Consider the following 19,489-nt stretch of genomic DNA (forward strand, 5'->3'; position numbering starts at 1 on the left):
CGATGCCCGAGGCGGCGCAGTATCGGCGAAGCCCGGATGTTGTGATGCGTCTGGCACGGATGGGGGCTGCGCATCCGACGCGGCTGTCCTTTCTGCGCCAGATGTTGCGGCGCGTGCAGCAAGAGGGCTGGCAGTTTGACCGCCCGGTCTGGGAATTTGACGCGCGTGGGCAGGGGCGGGCGCTCTACCGCGCCATTGGTCCTGAGAGGACCTATAGTCTTGTGGCCTTTGGGCATGACTTGCCGGACGAGATGCGCTCGGATCGGGTAATCGCGACGGCGTGGGACGCGACCTTCACACTCTTTGATGGAACGCCTGATGCCGAGGATTTGGAGCGGCTGGCGTTGAATGTGCCTGTGCAAGAGGCGGGGCGCGTCAGTCCGCGTGAGTTGAGCCTGAGCCGTGCAAACAAGTCTGTTCGCCTCTTTGACCATGTGGTCGCACGGTTGGCGGCGGGGCAGCAGCCTGATGCAGCAGAGCTGACCGAGACCGGTTATTTGATGCGCACAACTGCGGTCTATGGCTCGGGCAAGTTCGGCGCTGCGGATCGCGCACGGATTGCCGGGCGCCCCGAAATGCGCGCACCGTTTCAGGCCGAAATGCTGTCGGTCTGGCTGACACGGGCCTACACGGTTGATCTGGTCGAGCATCTGGCTCGGGTGCGGGGTGGCGCGCTTGCGGTGCCATTGGCCCCGGAGCTGCGGCGCATGCTGGGCGTAGGTAATTCTACCGGCCTTGGGATGGCCCCCTTTTTGGTGCGGCATCCGGTCTTGCTCAACAACTGGATGATGGCGCGGGAAGAAGCGTTGGCGCGGGTGCGCGCCCAAGCGACGGCCACACCCGAGACTTTGGCGGGATTCGAGGTGGCGCTGAAGGCCGCGCAGGTGAATGCGCAAGGCTGGCAGAGCGGACACCCGGTGCAACAGGCGCGGTTGCTGGAGTTGCGCGACGGTTTGGCTGCGGTCTGCGCGCATCTGCGCGCGGGTTGGGACCCCCACGGCGATCATCCGTGGGATGCGCTCTGGCGCTGGGCTGAGAGGCTGCTACCGCTTGAGGCGCAAGAGGCGCTGGCTGCCGCAATGATAGAACCGCATGGTGATCTGGTGGATGGTCTGGCCGACTGCATGGCCGCCGACGAAGACAGCGCCTTTGGCATCGACGGTGCGATGACGGTGGCGCGGGCGCGGGCGATTTTGTCTGAACGGTATGGCTGGGCAATGGCGCTGGATCATGACACGCCCGAGGGCTGCGCGCGGTTTTGGTATGTCTCCGAGGAAAAGCTCGAGCCGCGTTTGGGCGAACGGGCGGCAGAGCCGGGCGCAGAGCGCGAATTGCCACTGGATATCTCGCGGCAGGCGGCGGCCTTGGCGCGGGCACTCATGGAGTGGCCCGAGGATGCGCCGATTGCAAAGGTCTTGCTGGCCGCGCCAGAGCATAGGCTTATGCTGCGCCGCGTGCAGATGGCGGCGACACGCCCCTTGGCCGAGGTGCGCGACAATCTGATTGCCGCCGATGTACTGCCGATTGATCTTTTGCGCTGCAAGCTGGCGTTCTTTGGCGCGACGCGGTTCGATCCCCGCTCGGATCGCTGGGTGCGGATCAGTCTCTTTCAGGGTGCGCCCTATCCGCAGGATATGGCAATGGGGGCGAGCCTATGACCGAGTGCGCCCAAGACCCGACGCGCGCGGGCTCAGAGCCGCCAGACTGGGCAAGGGAGGTGATGCAACTCTCCCTGTCCGAAATTACGGCACTCGCGACCAAGGCGGCGCGCGGTGCGGGGCTAAGCTGGGGTGAGGCGGAAGAGGCGGGCTGGGCCTGCGGCTGGCTTGCGCGGGCTGGCTTGCCGGGGACAGCGATGCTGTTGCGGGTTCTGGAACGGCGCGATGCCACCTGTCCCTTGCTGAAGGGCATCGTACTGATGGACCACGCCGGATTGCCAGAGGGGCCATGCGTGCTGCCGGTAACGCTTCAGGATGTGGTCGAGCCATTGCTGCTTGTGCCCTTCTTGGCACGGGTGGCCGAGCGATTGGGTGCGCCGCTGGATTTGGACCTTGGGTCACAAACGATCTGTCTGACTGAGTCAGAGCCAGTGCCGGATTTGTCCGCGATGCGCGGGGCGGGCGACCGCTCTGGGGCAGAGGTGACGATCAGTTTGGCAAAATCCAGCGCAGCGGCTGCGCCGGGCCAGTTCGACGGGCGCATTGACCGAGATGTGTGGACAACACTGGATGGTTTGGCGCTTTTGACGACCGTTCCCGCATCGGATGTGTCCCGGCAACGTGCCGGGGCGCAATCGAGCGACAATGATTGAGGGCCGCGCCTTAGATCAGCCGGTTTGATCTGCGTCGCGCAGCGCCTCTGGCAGGGTTTTGGCCAAAACCTCCATCTCCTCTGCCCGACCGCAACTGATGCGGATGCAGCGATCCTGCGGCGCGACAAAGGGCATGCGCACAAACACACCACGTGCCACCAGTCCGGCCAGAACACGACGGGCATAGGCCCCGTCGCAGCCACAATCGACCGTGACGAAATTGGTGGCAGAGGGCAGCGCGCTTAGCCCGTTTTCTTTGGCGACCTGCGCAATACTGTCCCGAGAGCGCCGCACCTCGGCCTGCACATGCGCAAGCCAGCCGGTGTCGTGGAGAGCGGCCAGTGCCCCGACCTGTGCCATACGGTTCATGCCGAAATGATTGCGGATCTTATCAAAGCTTTTGATCAGTGCAGCCGCCCCTACCGCATAGCCGATGCGGGCCCCGGCCATGCCATAGGCCTTGGAGAATGTCCGCATGCGGATGACGCGGGGATCGTCGGGGGCAATATCGGCTGCCGTGCCCTCGGGTGCGAATTCAACATAGGCCTCGTCCAGGCACAGAATGCAGCCGTCGGGCAGGGTGTCGAGCGCTGCGGTCACATCCGCACCCGGCACCCAAGTGCCCATCGGATTGTCGGGATTGGCGAAATAGATCAATTTCGCTCCGACCTCATGCGCGCGGGCGACCAACGCGGGTAAATCTTCGTGATCATCGCGGTAGGGCACTTTGTGCAGCGCCCCGCCAAACCCAGTCACATGGTAGTTGAAGGTGGGATAAGCCCCGTCAGAGGTGACGACCGCATCGCCGGTGCCAATCAGCAGGCGCACGAGATTGCCCAAAAGACCGTCTATGCCCTCACCCACCAGCACATTCTCAAGCGCTACGCCCATGTGATCGGCAAGCGCTGCGCGCAGATCATGGCTGGTGGGGTCGCCATATTTCCAAACATTCTCGGCCTCGGCCCGGATCGCGGCGAGCGCGTGGGGTGAGGGGCCAAAGAGATTTTCATTGGCCCCGAGGCGCGCGGCAAAAGGCGCGCCGCGTTGGCGTTCCTGTTCCTCTGGCCCGACAAAGGGGACAGATGCGGGCAGGCTCTCGATCAAGGGGGTATAGCGCGGATATGTCATGGCGCGCAGTTAAAGGGATGCCGCGCCGCCTTGCAAGGGTGTGCCGCGACGTAGTGCTGGTCTGAGCAAGGGGAGTGGTGTTTCATGGCGCAAAAGGGAGGAATGGCCATGGTCCGAGTCACGACCGAGATCAGGGATCACATCGCACATGTGACGCTGACCCGCGCGGATAAACGCAATGCGCTTGATCCTACTATGGCCGAGGCCATCGTGGCCGCAGGGCAGGCGCTGATTGAGGCAGATATTCGTGCCGTGGTGTTGTCCGGCGAGGGCAAGGCATTTTGTGCCGGTCTTGATGTGATGAGCTTTGCGCAATTGGCGGCGGGGGATCCAGAGGGGCTTATCCTGCCGCGCAGCCATGGCACGGGCAATCTCTTTCAAGCGGTGGCGATGGTCTGGCGGCAGGTGCCAGTGCCGGTTATCGCGGCGTTGCATGGGGTTGTTTATGGCGCGGGCTTTCAGCTTGCGCTTGGGGCGGATATCCGGATTGCGGCACCCGATACAGAGCTTGCGATCATGGAGATGAAATGGGGACTGATCCCCGACATGGGCGGCATGGCGCTCCTTCCGCACTTGACCGGCTCTGATGTGATCCGGCGCATGACCTATACGGCGCGGCCGATTTCGGCGACGCAGGCTTTGGCCTGGGGGCTGGTCACGGAACTGGCGGATGATCCGCTGGCGGCGGCGCAAGATCTGGCAACTGAGATTGCGGGCCGCAGCCCCTCGGCTATTCGCGCCGCAAAGCGCCTGATCGGTGTGGCCGAGAGCGGGGCCGATGAGGCCGCAATTCTGATGGCTGAGAGCCGCGAGCAGGCGGCCCTGATTGGCAAGCCGGATCAGATGGAGCAGATTTCGGCCAATCTGGCGGCGCGCGCGCCGGTGTTTCGGGGGTAGCGCTCAGCGCTTCTTCACGAACTCGGTCAGGATCACGATACGCTGCCCCTCGACCCGGCCTTCGATATGGGCCGGGTTGTCAAGAACAAGGGAAATGCCGCGCACTGCCGTGCCGCGTTTGGCGGTGAAATTGGCCCCCTTGACCGGCAGATCCTTGATCAGAACAACGGTATCGCCCTGCGCCAATGGCACGCCGTTACTGTCGCGATGCCCGCTATCTTGGGGCAGGTTGTCCACCCATGCGCGGGTGTCCTCATCAAGCCAAAGTTGATCGACCAAATCCCGCGCCCAATCGTGATCAGAGAGGCGGGCCAAGATGCGCGCCGCGAGAACTTGAACCGGGGTATCCTCGGACCACATCGACGAGGCAAGACAGCGCCAATGCTCAGGCTCAAGCGTGCCGTCGATCTGATCGGCGCAAAGAGCGCAGAGATCGACACTGGCCGCCTCAGGCCCGCCCGACACGGCATAAGGACGAAGCGGGGCATCGGCGGCACAAAGGGCGCAAGGCATAACGGGAAACTCCGGTTCAAGAGAGGGCTGTGATCCCTTAGCCCCCGAACTGACGGGAAAAAAGCCTAGACTGCACCGTCGCTGTTGCGGGGCTGCATTTGCGCGTGTTTGGGCACATCATCCCACCTTGACCAAACGCCTATTCCCATACATATGCCAAAGCTATGACAGACCTTGCTCACATCCGCAATTTTTCGATCGTGGCTCATATCGACCACGGCAAATCCACCCTTGCTGACCGGTTGATCCAATCGACCGGCACGGTGCAGGACCGTGATATGAAGGCGCAGATGCTGGATGCCATGGACATCGAGCGCGAGCGGGGGATCACGATCAAAGCCAATACGGTGCGCATCGACTACAAGGCGCAGAATGGCGAGCTTTATGTGCTCAATCTGATCGACACGCCCGGACATGTGGATTTCGCCTATGAGGTCAGCCGCAGCATGCGCGCGGTCGAGGGCAGCCTTCTGGTGGTGGACAGCACGCAAGGCGTCGAGGCGCAGACGCTGGCCAATGTCTATCAGGCGATTGACGCAGGTCACGAAATTGTTCCCATTCTCAACAAGATCGACTTGCCCGCGTCCGAGTGCGACCGGGTGGCCGAGCAGATCGAGGATGTGATTGGCATTGACGCAAGCGGCGCCATTCGCGTGTCGGCAAAAACTGGTGTCGGCATCGCTGAAACGCTCGAGGCTATCGTCAAACATTTGCCCGCGCCGAAAGGCGATGAGAATGCGCCGTTGAAGGCGATGCTGGTGGATAGCTGGTATGATGCCTATCTGGGCGTGGTCGTTCTGGTGCGGATCATGGACGGACGCATGAAACGCGGCGACCGCATCCATATGATACAGACCGAGGCCACCTATAATGTCGAGCGGATCGGCGTCTTCCGCCCGCAGATGGAAAAGGTCGAGAGCCTTGGACCCGGCGAAATCGGCTTTATCACCGCGTCGATCAAGCAGGTGCGCGATACCAAGGTGGGCGATACCATCACTCATGAAAAACGCCCGTGCGACAAGGCCTTGCCGGGGTTCAAACCCTCTGTGCCGGTGGTGTTCTGCGGGCTTTTCCCTGTAGATTCCAACGAGTTCGAGGATCTGCGCGACGCAATCGAGAAGCTGGCGCTGAATGACGCCTCCTTTAGCTATGAGATGGAAACATCGGCGGCGCTTGGCTTTGGGTTTCGCTGTGGCTTTCTCGGGCTCTTGCACCTCGAAGTGATCCGCGACCGGATCGAGCGGGAATATAACATCGAGTTGATCACCACGGCCCCGTCGGTGATCTATCACCTCTACATGAAGGACGGATCGCGGCGCGACCTGCACAACCCTGCCGATATGCCCGATCTGACCTATGTGGGTCATATCGAAGAGCCGCGCATCAAGGCGACGATTCTGGTGCCGGATGAATACCTTGGCGATGTGCTCAAACTTTGTCAGGATCGGCGCGGCATCCAGATGGATCTGACCTATGCCGGGGCGCGGGCGATGGTTGTCTATGACTTGCCGCTCAACGAGGTCGTGTTTGATTTTTACGACCGGCTGAAATCCGTGACCAAGGGCTATGCATCCTTTGACTATCACCTTGAAGGGTATCGTGAGGATAGTCTGGTCAAGATGCAGGTTCTCGTGAATGACGAACCTGTGGATGCCCTCTCGATGATGGTCCACCGTGACCGCGCTGAAATGCGCGGGCGGGCGATGTGCGAAAAGCTCAAGGATCTTATCCCGCGCCACATGTTCAAGATCCCCATACAGGCGGCCATCGGTGGCAAGGTGATCGCCCGCGAGACGCTCTCGGCGTTGCGCAAGGATGTGACCGCCAAATGCTATGGTGGCGACGCCACGCGGAAAAAGAAGCTCTTGGAAAAGCAGAAGGCCGGCAAAAAGAAGATGCGCCAATTCGGCAAGGTGGACATCCCGCAAGAGGCGTTCATTTCCGCACTCAAGATGGACAGCTAAGCAGTCTGTCTGCGACGCGGTGCAACTCTTACTGGCGTTACGCCGCGCCGCGCGCTAGCGTGTTTCCAGCAGCGAAACAATAGAGGCGCATCATGACGACCAAGGCCAAAACCAAGAGCCCGCGCAAGACGACGACCCGAACCACGACCAAGACTGGTGCGGCCAAACCCCGGACTACCCGAAAGGTCGCCCCACCTCAGGAGGCTGCACCCGAGGCGGAGATCGCGGTTGTGGCCGAGACTGTGAGCGCCGAGACCGACACCGGAAATGTCATCACCTTGGCCGTCGCCGAGGCTATCCCGACAGACAGCGGGCCGGAGTTGAAAAAGCAGGAACTGATCGACAAGGTTCTGGCCAAGGGTGACATCAAGAAAAAGAATGCCAAGCCCGTGGTCGAGGCGGTGCTAGAAGTCTTGGGCGAAGTTCTGGCGGAGGGGCGCGAAATCAACCTGCCGCCCCTGGGCAAGATCAAAATCAACCGGGTGCGTGACATGGCCAATGCCCGCATCATCATCGCCAAAATCCGACAAGCGAAACCCGGTGCCGGACCCGACACCGAAGCTGACGACGACGACAGTGACGAAGATATGAAAGAGGGTGTTGCACAGGGCGAAGAGTGACGCTAAAAGCCCCCACGGCGGGTGATTAGCTCAGTGGTAGAGCGCTTCGTTCACATCGAAGATGTCAGGGGTTCAAATCCCTTATCACCCACCATTATCTCCTATTTTGTGATGTGAAACAGGGTGTTGGCGGTGATCCCCGGCCCTATTGCGTAGGGATCGACAAGGGATCAACGCGCGCCTCGCCTGAGGTCATTCCTGCCGCCGCACGGTCGAGGCGTAGATAAGCGATGCCGCGACCGCCCGACTGCGTATAAAGCGTGCCTGCAGCCTTGCCTTCAGGGGTGAAGATTTCGCTCCCAACAGGGGCCGCGCCATGCACCGCTACAAGTGTCAGACCCTTGCGCAATTCTGTCTTGTGTTTCATCCGGGCCGTGACCTCTTGACCGACGTAACAGCCCTTGCGGAAATCCACACCATTGAGGCGTTCAAACCCGGCCTCTAGAATAAAGGTGTCGGGGGTCAGCTCGATTCCGGTTTCGGGAATACAATGCGCCACGCGAATTCTGTCGAAATCGCTGCCATCGTCGCCGCCGGTTTCGCCATAAAGACGCCACCCCAAATCGGCATGGCGCGGGTCTACGAGTGCGCCAAGCGGAGCCGGGCCTGTGCCCCGCCGCACCTTGAGATCGGTTTCTTTAATCGTCACGTCGGCGCGCAGTTTATACATCGTCAACCGCTGCAAAAGCATCGGGGCAAGGCTTGCGTCAACATCAAGCCGGATCGCATCGTCGTGACGCGACAGCAAAAAATCCGCCAGATATTTGCCCTGCGGTGTCAGGATCGCAGCATAGACGAGCCCATGATCCAATTTTTGCAGGTCGTTGGTGACAAGGCCCTGCAAAAATTGCAGGGCGTCTTTGCCGGTGATCTCCAGAATACGGCGCGTCATGCCTCTTCCCCCGTGTTGTACGCCTGTAATATAGGTCACGAGAACAGACACAACAGGGGTCATCATGCGCGCAGCACTCTCGGTGGTGATTCCGACACTCAACGCTGCTTCGGTTCTACCTGCGTGCCTTGCCGCGCTGATGGAGGGGCTTGAGGCGGGCTTGATCCGAGAGTTGATTATCAGTGATGGCGGATCGGACGATGCCACGTTGCAAATCGCCGAGGCCACCGGGGCGGTTGTCGTGAAGGGGGCCGCATCCCGTGGCGGCCAATTGCGCCGCGGGGCGCACGTGGCCGGTGGGGGATGGTTGCTGTTCTTGCATGCCGATACGGTCTTGCCTGCCGGATGGGCAAATGCCGTCAGCGCGCAATTTGAACAAGGCGGGCCTGCTGCCTTTCGGCTGTCGTTTGATGCAACCGGGCCTATGCCTCAGCTGGTTGCTGGCTGGGCCAATCTGCGCAGCCGGGTGTTGGGCCTGCCCTACGGGGATCAGGCGCTGTTAATCCCGCGCGCGACCTATGACGTGGCAGGCGGATACGCAGATATACCGCTGATGGAGGATGTGGCCATGGCGCGCGCACTGAAAGGGCGCATCTCGGTGATGCCCTTGGCTGTGACAACCTCTTCGGCGCGGTATCGGCGCGAGGGGTGGGTGCGGCGGGGCGCGCGCAATCTCTGGACGCTGATCCGCTATCTCTGCGGGACGGACCCCGTGCAGCTGGCCAAGGCGTATCGGCGTAAGGGCTAGACGCGCAGGAACTCCATAGCTTCTCTCATACAAGAAAATTTGGATTTTCTTGCTGAGGTGCGGCGTGCAAACGCCGCCGCCGCACAGGGCCAAGCAAGCGTTGCCGCGATTGACGCCGCGTGCCAAGGGCGTAAGGTGCGGCGCGAAGAAGCAGGAGATCCCCCAAATGAGCCTCGCCCACGGTCGCGCCTATCTGGCCATTCCCGGTCCCTCGGTCATGCCCGAAGAGGTGTTGCGGGCCATGCATCGTGCTGCCCCGAATATCTACGAGGGCGATCTGATTGAGATGACGGCGAGTCTTATTCCGGATCTGCGTGCCGTGGCGCAGACGCGCCAACATGCGACGATCTATATCGCAAACGGGCATGGGGCGTGGGAGGCGGCATTGGCCAATACGCTGCACCCCGGCGACCGCGTGCTGGTTCCGGCCACGGGGCGGTTTGGGCATGGCTGGGCCGAGGTGGCGCAGGGGCAGGGGATCATCGTCGACATGCTCGATTTCGGCAAGCGCTCGCCCATTGATCTTAACCGTCTGGAAGAGGTGCTGCGCACCGATGCGCGTCACGAAATCAAGGCGGTTCTGGCGACCCATGTCGATACCTCGACCTCGGTGCTCAATGACATCGCCGGAGTGCGGGCGGCCCTGGATGCGGCGGGGCATCCTGCGCTCCTCATGGCTGATTGTATTGCTTCTCTCGCCTGTGACCGGTTCGAGATGGACGCATGGGGCGTCGACGTGATGGTAGCAGGCAGCCAAAAGGGGCTGATGGTGCCGCCCGGTCTGGCGTTTGTGTTCTTCTCGGACAAGGCGGCGGAGGCGCGCAAGCGGTTGCCGCTGGTCAGTCGCTATTGGGATTGGACCCATCGCGCCGATCCGCAGATGTTCTATCAATACTTCGGCGGCACAGCCCCGACGCATCATCTTTACGGCCTGCGCGCGGCGCTTGACTTGATCGCGGCTGAGGGCGGCATCGAGGCGGTTTGGGCCCGCCATGAAACGCTGGCCCGTGCCATCTGGGCCGCCTGTGAGACATGGGGGCAGAGCGGGCCGCTTGAGCTTAACATCAGTGATCCCGCTCTGCGCAGCCGCGCCGTGACAGCGCTTCGGATCGGGGCACCGCATGGGTCACGCCTGCGGTCCTGGGTCCAAGACTATGCAGGCGTAACGCTTGGGATTGGCCTTGGAATGGCAGAACCGGGTGATCCGGCGTGGCACGGATTTTTTCGCATAGGCCATATGGGACACGTGAACGCCCATATGGTTTTGGGTGCGTTGGGTTCAATCGAGGCAGGATTGACTGCGCTTGATATTCCGCATGGCGCGGGCGGACTTGAGGCGGCAGCACGGGTGATTTCAGGGAAGAGCTAGGGGGCGGTTCGCAGCGGCAGGTCTTGCGCTGAGTTTGGCCCCAAACGATGAGCCGCGCAGCGCCCGCCCGAGGGGGCGGATGTGCGTTGCGCGGCGGCGCGTGCCGCGCCCTCAATCCCTCAGATTTGTTTCCAGCCAATGTTCCAGCCAATGGATATTGTAATTTCCGGACTGGATATCATCTTCTTGCAGTAGCGCGTGAAAGAGCGGAACGGTAGTGTCGACGCCATCCACGATCAACTCGCCAAGCGCCCGGGCCAGACGGCGCAAGGCGCTGTGCCGGTCCTTGCCATGCACGATCAGCTTGGCAATCAAGCTGTCGTAATAGGGCGGTATCTTGTAGCCATCGTAGAGCGCCGAATCCATCCGCACGCCCAAACCGCCGGGCGCGTGAAATTGGGTGATCCGGCCCGGACGCGGTGCGAAATCAGGTAGCTTCTCAGCGTTGATACGCACCTCTATGGCGTGGCCGTTGATGATCAGATCATCCTGAGTAAAGGACATCGGCATGCCTTCGGCCACGCGAATTTGTTCCTGGACAAGGTCCACGCCAAAGATCGCCTCGGTCACGGGATGTTCGACCTGCAACCGCGTATTCATTTCGATGAAGAAGAACTCACCTTTTTCATAGAGAAACTCGATGGTGCCTGCACCGCGATACTGGATATTCGCGCAGGCATCGGCACAGATCTTGCCGATACGGGCGCGCTCCTCGGCGGTGATACAGGGGCCGGGGGCTTCTTCCAGCACCTTTTGGTGCCGACGCTGCAACGAGCAGTCGCGCTCTCCCAGATGCACTGCGCCGCCCTTGCCATCGCCGAACACCTGAATTTCGATATGGCGCGGCGTGGTCAGGTATTTCTCGATATAGACCTCGTCATTGCCAAAGGCTGCCTTGGCCTCGGAACGCGCTGTGAGAAAGGCCTTTTCCAACTCGGCGGCGCTTTGCGCCACCTTCATGCCACGCCCGCCGCCACCGGCTGTGGCCTTGACGATGACCGGAAAACCGATCTCGGCGCAGAGCGCCTGCGCTTGCTTGAGATTGGCAACACCGCCCTCAGAGCCGGGCACGCAGGGCACGCCAAGCGCCTTCATCGTATCCTTGGCGGTGATCTTGTCGCCCATGATGCGGATATGTTCGGCAGACGGGCCGATAAAGGTCAGGCCGTGATCCTCGACGATCTGCACGAAATTGGCGTTCTCTGACAAAAAGCCATAGCCCGGATGGATCGCTTGCGCCCCCGTCACCTCACAGGCGGCAATAATCGACGGAATCGACAAATAACTTTCGGAAGAGGAGGGCGGGCCGATGCAGACGGATTCATCTGCCATGCGCACATGCATGGCGTCGGCGTCGGCGGTGGAATGCACGGCGACGGTCTTGATCCCCATCTCACGGGCAGCGCGGATCACGCGAAGGGCAATTTCGCCCCGGTTGGCGATCAGGATTTTCTCGAACATTGCACGCGGCCTTATTCGATGATCATCAGAGGCGCGCCATATTCGACCGCTGCGCCGTCTTCGATGAGAATGCGTTTGACGGTGCCGCCGCGCGGGGCGGGAATATGGTTCATCGTCTTCATCGCCTCGATGATCAAGAGCGTGTCGCCCTCGGACACCTGCGTGCCTACGCTGACAAAGGCGGGGGCACCCGGTTCAGCCTGCATATAGACCGTCCCAACCATCGGCGAAGTGACTGCGCCGGGGTGGCTTGCCGGGTCTTCGGCGGCGGGGGCGGCCGCGGCCGGGGCGGCAGCCGGGGGTGGGGCATAGGCAGGCGCAGGCGGGGGCGCGTAGTGGGTGGTAACTGTTTCACCCCGGCGGCTGACGCGAACCTGAAGCGTGTCGTCCTCGCCATATTCCCGCTTGACCGACAGTTCAGTCAGATCGTTGTCATTCAGCAGTTCCGCCAATGCCTTGATAAAGGCCACGTCCGATTCATGGGATTTGTTCGACATATCTTCCTCGACCACAGCGCGATGATGTCCCGTTCCGGGCTCATGGCATTTTGTTTTGGCCGCTTATAGGGCAAGGCGGAGGCTGAGAAAAGCGGCCATTACCCTATAATCTGGGGGCAGGGGGGCAATTTTACGAGAGCTGCACGCCATCAGAGCGGCATCCCAGAAAGTTTTGCCACCAGTTCCGCCAGTTTGCGGGCCTGAAATTTCTCTAGCAGGCGCGCACGATAAACCTCGACGGTGCGGTAGCTGAGACCCAGATCAAGGCCGATTTCCTTGGACGTCATCCCCCGACAGGTGAGAATCGCCACCTCGCGTTCGCGTTGGGTCAGCTCGACAAGGGGGCGTTCGTCCGAGAGATCGGAGAACGACCAGATGCCGCGCTGAAACGGGGCCTCGGGCGTTAGCGACTGGCCGCGCACCCGGCACCAAAAAAGCGTGCCATTGCGGCGCTTCATCACCCGTTCATCCGCATAACGCCCGGTTTTGCGCATGATGGCGAGCGCATCCGCCCCGATGCGGCGATAATCCTCGATCGAGGGGTAATAGCGGGCCAGCGGGATGTTGGTATAATCGGCGGGGGTATCGCCAAAGATCGCGGCAAATTTCTGATTGCACTGCCGGATGATGCGGTGTTCCAGCAGAGCAAGGCCCACAGGGGCATGATCGAAGGCGAGTTCCTTGATGTCCATGGCCCGTTATGGCGCGCTGGACGCGGTGCGCCAAGAGGTTTGCGTGTTTCTACGGAATTGTGCCGGGGCCGCGTCGGTGCTTTGGTAGCGACGCGGAGGATTGGGCGATGAATATCGGGATTTGGCTGGAGCGGGCAGCGCAGGCTTGGCCCAGGCGGGCGGCGCTCTTCACCGGCGTTGATCTGGTGGCGGATTATGCCGGGTTTGACCGCGCCGCGCGCGAGGTGGCGGGCGGGTTGACGGCGCAAGGCGTGGCGGCTGGCGACCGGGTGGCGATTTTCATGGGCAATGCGCCGGACTATCTCTTGGCGCTTTACGGTATCTGGTATGCCGGGGCCGCTGCCGTGCCGATCAATGCCAAGCTGCACGGGGCAGAGGCGGCGTGGATCATCGCAGATGCAGGCGCGCGGGTGGTTTTGGCGGATGTGGTTCGGCGCGATGCCTTGGCCGAGCAGGGGGTCGTGGCACAGGCGGTCACGCAGGGCGCAGCGGTGGCCGAAGTTGCCACGCGCGCGCCCGGCGATCTGGCGTGGTTGTTTTACACCTCTGGCACCACTGGGCGGCCCAAGGGGGTGCGGATCACGCATCGGATGCTGGTCGCGATGTCGCTCAGCTATCTGGCGGATGTCGATGAGGTGACCGGCGACGATGCCACGCTCTACGCCGCGCCGATGAGCCATGGCGCCGGGCTCTACGCCATGGTCCATGTGCTGCGCGGGGCGCGTCATGTCTGTCCGGCGTCGGGCGGCTTTGACGAGGCCGAGATATTCGATCTCGCGCGGCATCATGGCCGGGTGCATATGTTCGCCGCGCCGACGATGGTCAAGCGGTTGACCGCACAGGCGCGGGCGCGCGGCGAGACCGGCGCGGGTCTGCGCAGCGTGGTCTATGCCGGGGGGCCGATGTATCTGGCAGATATTCTCGAGGCGGTCGAGGTGTTCGGGCCAATCTTCCTGCAAATCTACGGGCAGGGGGAATGCCCGATGGCGATCACCGCGCTGAGCCGCGCCGACGTGGCGGATCGCAGCCATCCGCGTTGGCGCGAACGGCTGGCCTCGGTAGGTCGCGCGCAATCGGTGGTCGAGGTGCGGATTGCGGATGACACGGGGGCAGAGGTACCGCCGGGGGAGGTGGGCGAAATCCTCGTGCGCGGCGATGCGGTGATGCCGGGCTATTGGCAGAACGCGGCGGCGAGCGAAAAGGCGCTGCGCGACGGCTGGCTCTGGACGGGTGATCTGGGCCGGATGGACGATGACGGCTATGTGACCTTGCAGGACCGATCCAAGGATATGATCATCTCGGGCGGGTCCAACATCTATCCGCGCGAGGTGGAAGAGGTGCTCTTGACCCATTCTGACGTGATCGAGGCGGCGGTGGTGGGCATGGCCGATGCCGAATGGGGCGAGGTGGTGGTGGCCTTTGTGGTCTGTGACGGGACGCTCGATGAGGCAGCGCTTGACGCGCATTGCCTGCGCCAGATCGCCCGGTTCAAGCGGCCCAAACGCTATATCACGGTCGCCGAGTTGCCCAAGAACAATTACGGCAAAGTGCTCAAGACCGAATTGCGGGCGCGTCTGACCACCTAGCGCAGCCTTGTTTTCACCCGCCAAAGGCGCTAGATGCGCGGGGTCGAGCGGTCGCAGCCTACCCGCTTTAAAAAACAAGGATAAAAGATGAGGACGATTGTTATCTGCTCGGGCGGACTCGATTCCGTATCGCTCGCCCATAAGGTGGCCGCTGAGCATGAATTGGCGGGGCTTCTGAGCTTTGATTACGGGCAACGCCATGTGAAAGAGGTGGAATATGCCGCCGCTTGCGCGCGCCGTCTGGGTGTGCCGCATAAGGTGGTGGATATTCGCCAGATCGGGGCGGCGCTGTCGGGTTCCGCGCTGACCGATGATGTGGCGGTGCCGGATGGGCATTACGCCGAAGAGACCATGAAAATCACCATCGTGCCCAATCGCAATGCGATCATGCTGGCCATAGCCTTTGGCATGGCGGCGGCGGAAAAGGCCGATGCCGTGGCCACGGCGGTGCATGGCGGCGATCATTTCATCTACCCCGATTGCCGCCCCGGTTTTATCAACGCGTTTCAGGCGATGCAGGATGCGGCGCTGGAGGGCTATGCCGAGGTGAAGCTTTATACGCCCTATTTGCAGGGGTCCAAGGGCGATATCGTCACCGATGGGGCCAAGCATGGCACGCCCTTTGCCGAAACATGGTCGTGCTACAAGGGCGGGGCCAAACATTGCGGGCGCTGTGGCACCTGTGTCGAGCGGCGCGAGGCGTTTCATCTGGCGGGGGTCGTTGATCCGACCGAGTATGAGGACCGGGATTTCTGGTTGGCGGCTGTGGCCGGGCGGGGGGCGTGATGTATCGGATCACCAAGGAATTCCACTTTTCCGCGTCACATCAATTGTTTGGCCTGCCTGAGACGCATCAATGCGCGCGGCTGCACGGGCATAACTACATCGTGGTGGTCGAACTGACCGCCGCCGAGTTGAACGCGCATGGCTTTGTGCGCGATTACCTCGATCTGGGGGATCTGAAGCGGTATATTGATGACACGCTCGATCACCGGCATCTGAATGATGTGCTGGGGGATGATTGCGTGACCGCTGAACGGATGGCCAAACATCTTTTTGACTGGTGCCATGCGCGCTGGCCCGAGGTGACGGCGGTCAAGGTCAGCGAGACGCCGAAAACATGGGCGGAGTATCGCCCGTGACCGAGGCGATCCGGGTCTCGGAAATCTTTGGCCCGACCATTCAGGGCGAGGGCGCGCTGATCGGTCAGCCGACGGTGTTTGTGCGCACCGGGGGCTGCGATTACCGCTGTGTCTGGTGTGACAGCCTGCACGCGGTCGAGTCGGCCTATCGCGAGACTTGGGTGCCGATGAGTGCTGACGCGGTGTTGGCCGAGGTCGCGCGCCTCTCGGGCGGTCGGCCCATCATGGTGACGCTCTCGGGCGGCAATCCGGCGATTCAGCCGTTGGGTGCGTTGATTGATCTGGGCCATGCGCGCGGCTATCGCTTTGCGATGGAAACCCAAGGCTCTGTCGCGCGCGACTGGTTCGCGGCGCTTGATATGCTGGTGCTCAGCCCCAAGCCGCCGTCGTCGGGCATGGAGGTAGACTGGGCGCTCTTTGACGATTGCGTTGCAGCGGCCAAGGGTGCTGCGAGCGTCCTCAAGATCGTCGTATTTGACGAGGCGGATTATGAATGGGCGCGGGCGGTGGCGGGGCGCTATCCGCAATTGCCCCTCTATTTGCAGCCGGGCAATCACACGCCGCCCCCGCCCGAGGATGATGCCGCCACGGTCGATCAGGCGGGCATCGACGCGCGCATGCGCTGGTTGGTAGAGCGGGTGACGGGTGACGGATGGTTTGACGCAAAGGTTTTGCCGCAGTTGCATGTGATGCTCTGGGGCAACAAGCGCGGGGTGTGAAGGAGAAAGCGATGAGCGAGAATATTTACAAAGACCTCAAGCAGTTGGGCGGCGCGGCGCAGATACCGCAGACCCCCGAAGAGGCGCTGTTGGAGCGTGTGGCCAATCCGCAGGCGGATGTGCAGTATAACGTGCGGTTCACCGCGCCTGAGTTTACCTCGCTCTGCCCCATGACCGGACAGCCGGATTTCGCGCATTTGGTGATTGATTATGTGCCGGGCCAATGGCTGGTCGAGAGCAAATCGCTCAAGCTTTACCTGACCAGTTTCCGCAATCATGGGGCCTTCCACGAGGATTGCACGATTTCCATTGCGCGGCGGCTGGTGGGCTTTCTGGAGCCAGAGTGGCTGCGCATTGGTGGCTATTGGTATCCGCGCGGCGGTATCCCGATTGATGTGTTCTGGCAGACGGGCCCGATGCCAGAGGGCGTGTGGATTCCCGATCAGGGCGTGCCGCCCTATCGCGGGCGCGGCTAAGCCGCCTTTGGGCATCTCGCCCGCCCGTTGATCGGGCGGGCGCATGCCCCCTCAGACACCCAGCCAGCGATGCTGCGCCTCGGTATCGGCGCGGATATCGTCGGCGGTGCCGGTCCAGACCACTTGGCCCTTGCTGACCACCACCACATCATCCGCAAGCGAAGTGGCAAAGCCGAAATTCTGCTCGACCAGAACCATCGACAGCCCCTCGCGCTTGAGCTCCATCAGCTTGTCATGGATCAGCTTGACGATGATCGGGGCCAGCCCCTCGGTGGGTTCGTCCAAGATCAAGAGTCGTGGATTCATCAGAAGCGCGCGGGCAATCGCCAGCATTTGCTGTTCGCCCCCCGACAGCTGCGTGCCGCCATTCTCAAGGCGTTCACCAAGGCGCGGGAAGAGGTCCAGCACCCGGTCCATTGTCCATGCCCCGTCAAACCGCTTGGACGCGATTTCAAGGTTCTCGCGCACCGTCAGAGAGGGGAAGATATCCCGCGTTTCCGGCACATAGGCGATGCCCGCCTTGGCGATATCATAGGGCCGTTTGGGCATGGCCCGCCCATCAAAGGTGATCTGCCCGTCGCGCAGCGGCAAGAGGCCCATCACTGTCTTCAGCGTGGTGGATTTGCCCGCGCCATTACGCCCCAGAATGGCCAGAACCCGGCCTGCCTCGGCGCGCAAACCCATGCCATAAAGCACTTGGGTTTCGCCATAGCCGGAATTGACGGCATTCAGTTCAAGCATCTTCCCAACTCCCCAGATAGATTTCCTTGAGCAGCTTGGAGCCGCGTGCGGCCTCGGGCAGCCCGTCAAACACCACCTCTCCATAGTTCAGCACGGTGATCGTATCGGCCACGTCAAAGGCGAGATCCATGTCATGCTCGATGATCAAAAGTGTCAGATCACGCGGCAGGTTGTTCAGAAGGTCGTGAAACCCCTTGGCCATTTCCGGGCCGACACCGCTTGTTGGTTCATCCATCAAGAGAACGAGAGGGCGGGTGGCCAGCGCCACGCCCACCTCCAGCTGCCGCCGCACGCCATAGCTAACCTCAGACACACGCGCATGCAGATAGGGCATGAGATTGACCTGTTCGGCCACCTCGGCCACGATTTCGCGCACTTCGGGACGTGCGAGGCTGTCGGTATAAAGCCGGGTTGCGTTGCCGGTGTGGATCGCCGCCGCCAGCCCCAGATTTTCCTCGACGGTCAGCCCGTCAAAGAGCGTGTTTTTCTGATAGCTGCGCGACAGACCTTGCCGCGCGCGCCGGGCCACGGGCAGGGCGGTTACATTCTCGCCCGCCAGATGTACCGATCCGCTATCGGGGCTAAGTTCGCCCACCAGCAGGTTGAAGAGCGTCGTCTTGCCCGCGCCGTTAGGGCCAAGGATCACCCGCCGCTCGCCCCGCTCCAATTTGAGCGAGACCCCGCGCGTGACATGCACCGCGCCAAAGCTCTTGTCGAGATTGCGTGTCTCAAGCATCGGTCTTGACCTCCCTTGGGTCGATATCGCGCACCGCATCCGCCGCACGCCGTTCTATCCGCGCGCCAAACCGCGCCTCGATCCAGCCAAAGATGCCATTGGCGCGGCTCATCACCACGGCAATCAGGATGACCCCGACCACCAGATGCCAATAGCTTGTGAGCGCGCCCACCTCATGCTTGAGCAGCACAAAGACCGCAGCGCCCAGCAAGGGGCCGACCAGCGTTCCAAGCCCGCCCAGGATCACAACCACCAACGCCTCGCCCGAGACTGTCCAAGACAGAAGGCCGGGCGAGACAAACATGACGTGCTGTGCTGCCATCACGCCCGCCAAGCCGGAAATCAGGCCAGAGAGGCCAAAGACATCCGCCTTGACCCGCCAGACCGTGAGGCCAAGCGCGCGCATCCGCTGTTCGTTGTGCATGACGCCCGACAGGGACCGGCCTAGCCCAGAACGCAGGATCAGCACGGCCGCGCCATAGATCGCGGCCAGCATGGCAAGGCAGAAGAGAGCAAAGCTGCGCCCGTCATTCAGGTCTAGCCCGATCAGCGCAAGATCGAGCCGTTCAATCCCACCCAGCCCGTCATCGCCGCCAAAAAGCGGCGCTTCGAACACATAGGAATAGCCCATCTGCCCAAAGGCCAGTGTCGCCATGATGAAATAGATGCCATGGCTGCGGGCGCAGATGGCACCGATGACCCAAGCGATGGCCCCGGTTATTGCAACCGCGCCACCCATAGCGGCCACTGGCGTCAGCCCAACCTTGGTGGACAGGATCGCATAGCCATAGGCCCCGACGCCAAGCAATGCGCCGTGGCAGAGCGAGACCATGCCGCCAAAGCCTGCGACCATATCGAGCGCGATCACCAGCATGGCGAGGATGAGAATCTCGGTCAGGATTTCCAGCCCGAAATATTCCGCCGTAAAGGCCTGGAAAAGGGCCGCCGATGCCAAGAGCACGAGCGCGCCGTATCGCAGAGGTGTGTGTCGAAACAT

The 19,489-nt window shown here is 61.9% G+C and carries 21 protein-coding genes and 1 tRNA gene; 13 read left to right on the forward strand and 9 right to left on the reverse strand.

The genetic code is table 11. The features are described from left to right. Nucleotides 1–2 precede the first annotated feature (2 nt). Together ROSMUCSMR3_RS18305 and ROSMUCSMR3_RS18310 are read left to right on the forward strand one after the other, a co-directional pair. Entirely contained in the window at nt 3–1,658 is a 1,656-nt protein-coding gene (locus tag ROSMUCSMR3_RS18305) for a hypothetical protein (RefSeq protein WP_081508666.1), read from the forward strand. Continuing rightward, nucleotides 1,655–2,311 (forward strand): DUF3726 domain-containing protein, encoded by a 657-nt coding sequence (locus ROSMUCSMR3_RS18310; RefSeq protein WP_081508295.1) that lies wholly within the window; start codon nt 1,655–1,657, stop codon nt 2,309–2,311. Before ROSMUCSMR3_RS18305 ends, ROSMUCSMR3_RS18310 begins: the two co-directional genes overlap by 4 nt. Before the next feature lie 15 nt (nt 2,312–2,326). Here the strand turns inward: ROSMUCSMR3_RS18310 and ROSMUCSMR3_RS18315 are convergent, their stop codons facing one another. Next, nucleotides 2,327–3,439: a pyridoxal phosphate-dependent aminotransferase gene (locus tag ROSMUCSMR3_RS18315; protein WP_081508296.1), complete on the reverse strand. Its 1,113-nt coding sequence runs from the start codon at nt 3,437–3,439 to the stop codon at nt 2,327–2,329. A gap of 108 nt (nt 3,440–3,547) precedes the next feature. Between ROSMUCSMR3_RS18315 and ROSMUCSMR3_RS18320 the strand changes: the two genes are divergently transcribed. After that, a complete protein-coding gene (locus ROSMUCSMR3_RS18320; protein WP_081508667.1) occupies nt 3,548–4,336 on the forward strand; it encodes a crotonase/enoyl-CoA hydratase family protein in 789 nt (262 codons plus the stop codon). 3 nt (nt 4,337–4,339) lie between these two features. Here ROSMUCSMR3_RS18320 and ROSMUCSMR3_RS18325 read toward each other — a convergent pair whose 3' ends face one another. Then, on the reverse strand, nt 4,340–4,849 hold the full coding sequence (locus tag ROSMUCSMR3_RS18325; protein WP_081508297.1) for a PhnA domain-containing protein: 510 nt from the start codon (nt 4,847–4,849) through the stop codon (nt 4,340–4,342). Nucleotides 4,850–5,013: 164 nt separating this feature from the next. On the opposite strand from ROSMUCSMR3_RS18325, the gene lepA reads away from it, so the two are divergent. The 3 genes from lepA (at nt 5,014) to ROSMUCSMR3_RS18340 (ending at nt 7,527) form a co-directional block, all read left to right on the forward strand. Further along, nucleotides 5,014–6,813 carry a translation elongation factor 4 gene (gene lepA / locus ROSMUCSMR3_RS18330; protein ID WP_008281952.1) on the forward strand — a complete coding sequence of 600 codons (1,800 nt, stop codon included), beginning with the start codon at nt 5,014–5,016 and terminating at the stop codon, nt 6,811–6,813. A 92-nt stretch (nt 6,814–6,905) separates the two neighbouring features. Beyond that, complete coding sequence (locus ROSMUCSMR3_RS18335; RefSeq protein ID WP_081508298.1) at nt 6,906–7,433, forward strand: HU family DNA-binding protein; 528 nt, start codon at nt 6,906–6,908, stop codon at nt 7,431–7,433. Nucleotides 7,434–7,452: 19 nt separating this feature from the next. Beyond that, nucleotides 7,453–7,527: transfer RNA gene (locus tag ROSMUCSMR3_RS18340), tRNA-Val, on the forward strand. 51 nt (nt 7,528–7,578) lie between these two features. Here ROSMUCSMR3_RS18340 and ROSMUCSMR3_RS18345 read toward each other — a convergent pair. Continuing rightward, a complete protein-coding gene (locus tag ROSMUCSMR3_RS18345; protein WP_081508299.1) occupies nt 7,579–8,325 on the reverse strand; it encodes a YgfZ/GcvT domain-containing protein in 747 nt (248 codons plus the stop codon). A 64-nt stretch (nt 8,326–8,389) separates the two neighbouring features. Here ROSMUCSMR3_RS18345 and ROSMUCSMR3_RS18350 point away from each other — a divergent pair, with 64 nt between their 5' ends. Together ROSMUCSMR3_RS18350 and ROSMUCSMR3_RS18355 are read left to right on the forward strand one after the other, a co-directional pair. Beyond that, nucleotides 8,390–9,073 (forward strand): TIGR04283 family arsenosugar biosynthesis glycosyltransferase, encoded by a 684-nt coding sequence (locus ROSMUCSMR3_RS18350; RefSeq protein WP_081508300.1) that lies wholly within the window; start codon nt 8,390–8,392, stop codon nt 9,071–9,073. Nucleotides 9,074–9,239: 166 nt separating this feature from the next. Further along, a complete protein-coding gene (locus tag ROSMUCSMR3_RS18355) occupies nt 9,240–10,442 on the forward strand; it encodes a pyridoxal-phosphate-dependent aminotransferase family protein (RefSeq protein ID WP_081508301.1) in 1,203 nt (400 codons plus the stop codon). A 111-nt stretch (nt 10,443–10,553) separates the two neighbouring features. Here the strand turns inward: ROSMUCSMR3_RS18355 and accC are convergent, their stop codons facing one another. The 3 genes from accC to ROSMUCSMR3_RS18370 all read right to left on the reverse strand — a co-directional run bounded on the left by accC (nt 10,554) and on the right by ROSMUCSMR3_RS18370 (nt 13,092). Continuing rightward, on the reverse strand, nt 10,554–11,903 hold the full coding sequence (gene accC, locus ROSMUCSMR3_RS18360) for an acetyl-CoA carboxylase biotin carboxylase subunit (RefSeq protein WP_081508302.1): 1,350 nt from the start codon (nt 11,901–11,903) through the stop codon (nt 10,554–10,556). Nucleotides 11,904–11,914: 11 nt separating this feature from the next. After that, entirely contained in the window at nt 11,915–12,400 is a 486-nt protein-coding gene (gene accB / locus ROSMUCSMR3_RS18365; RefSeq protein WP_081508668.1) for an acetyl-CoA carboxylase biotin carboxyl carrier protein, read from the reverse strand. Nucleotides 12,401–12,549: 149 nt separating this feature from the next. Next, entirely contained in the window at nt 12,550–13,092 is a 543-nt protein-coding gene (locus ROSMUCSMR3_RS18370) for a LuxR C-terminal-related transcriptional regulator (RefSeq protein ID WP_008281960.1), read from the reverse strand. Nucleotides 13,093–13,199: 107 nt separating this feature from the next. Here ROSMUCSMR3_RS18370 and ROSMUCSMR3_RS18375 point away from each other — a divergent pair, with 107 nt between their 5' ends. The 5 genes from ROSMUCSMR3_RS18375 (at nt 13,200) to queF (ending at nt 17,015) form a co-directional block, all read left to right on the forward strand. Continuing rightward, a complete protein-coding gene (locus ROSMUCSMR3_RS18375; protein WP_081508303.1) occupies nt 13,200–14,678 on the forward strand; it encodes an AMP-binding protein in 1,479 nt (492 codons plus the stop codon). Between the two features lie 87 nt (nt 14,679–14,765). Beyond that, nucleotides 14,766–15,464: a 7-cyano-7-deazaguanine synthase QueC gene (queC, locus tag ROSMUCSMR3_RS18380; protein WP_008281962.1), complete on the forward strand. Its 699-nt coding sequence runs from the start codon at nt 14,766–14,768 to the stop codon at nt 15,462–15,464. Further along, complete coding sequence (locus ROSMUCSMR3_RS18385) at nt 15,464–15,820, forward strand: 6-pyruvoyl trahydropterin synthase family protein (RefSeq protein WP_081508304.1); 357 nt, start codon at nt 15,464–15,466, stop codon at nt 15,818–15,820. The genes queC and ROSMUCSMR3_RS18385 overlap by 1 nt, the downstream gene beginning before the upstream one ends. Continuing rightward, nucleotides 15,799–16,539: a 7-carboxy-7-deazaguanine synthase QueE gene (gene queE, locus ROSMUCSMR3_RS18390; RefSeq protein ID WP_081508305.1), complete on the forward strand. Its 741-nt coding sequence runs from the start codon at nt 15,799–15,801 to the stop codon at nt 16,537–16,539. Before ROSMUCSMR3_RS18385 ends, queE begins: the two co-directional genes overlap by 22 nt. Nucleotides 16,540–16,550: 11 nt before the next feature. Next, the gene (gene queF, locus ROSMUCSMR3_RS18395; RefSeq protein ID WP_081508306.1) at nt 16,551–17,015 is read left to right on the forward strand and encodes a preQ(1) synthase; all 465 of its coding nucleotides are present in this window, start codon (nt 16,551–16,553) and stop codon (nt 17,013–17,015) included. Between the two features lie 51 nt (nt 17,016–17,066). On the opposite strand, the gene ROSMUCSMR3_RS18400 is transcribed toward queF, so the two are convergent. From ROSMUCSMR3_RS18400 to ROSMUCSMR3_RS18410, 3 genes are read right to left on the reverse strand one after another with little or no spacing between them, the layout of a single operon-like run. Next, nucleotides 17,067–17,756, reverse strand: a complete 690-nt coding sequence (locus ROSMUCSMR3_RS18400; RefSeq protein ID WP_081508307.1) for an ABC transporter ATP-binding protein — start codon at nt 17,754–17,756, stop codon at nt 17,067–17,069. After that, on the reverse strand, nt 17,749–18,492 hold the full coding sequence (locus ROSMUCSMR3_RS18405) for an ABC transporter ATP-binding protein (protein ID WP_081508308.1): 744 nt from the start codon (nt 18,490–18,492) through the stop codon (nt 17,749–17,751). Before ROSMUCSMR3_RS18405 ends, ROSMUCSMR3_RS18400 begins: the two co-directional genes overlap by 8 nt. Further along, on the reverse strand, nt 18,485–19,489 hold the full coding sequence (locus ROSMUCSMR3_RS18410) for a branched-chain amino acid ABC transporter permease (protein ID WP_008281968.1): 1,005 nt from the start codon (nt 19,487–19,489) through the stop codon (nt 18,485–18,487). Before ROSMUCSMR3_RS18410 ends, ROSMUCSMR3_RS18405 begins: the two co-directional genes overlap by 8 nt.

Source organism: Roseovarius mucosus, assembly GCF_002080415.1.
In the GTDB taxonomy this organism is placed as follows: Bacteria; Pseudomonadota; Alphaproteobacteria; order Rhodobacterales; family Rhodobacteraceae; genus Roseovarius; species Roseovarius mucosus_A.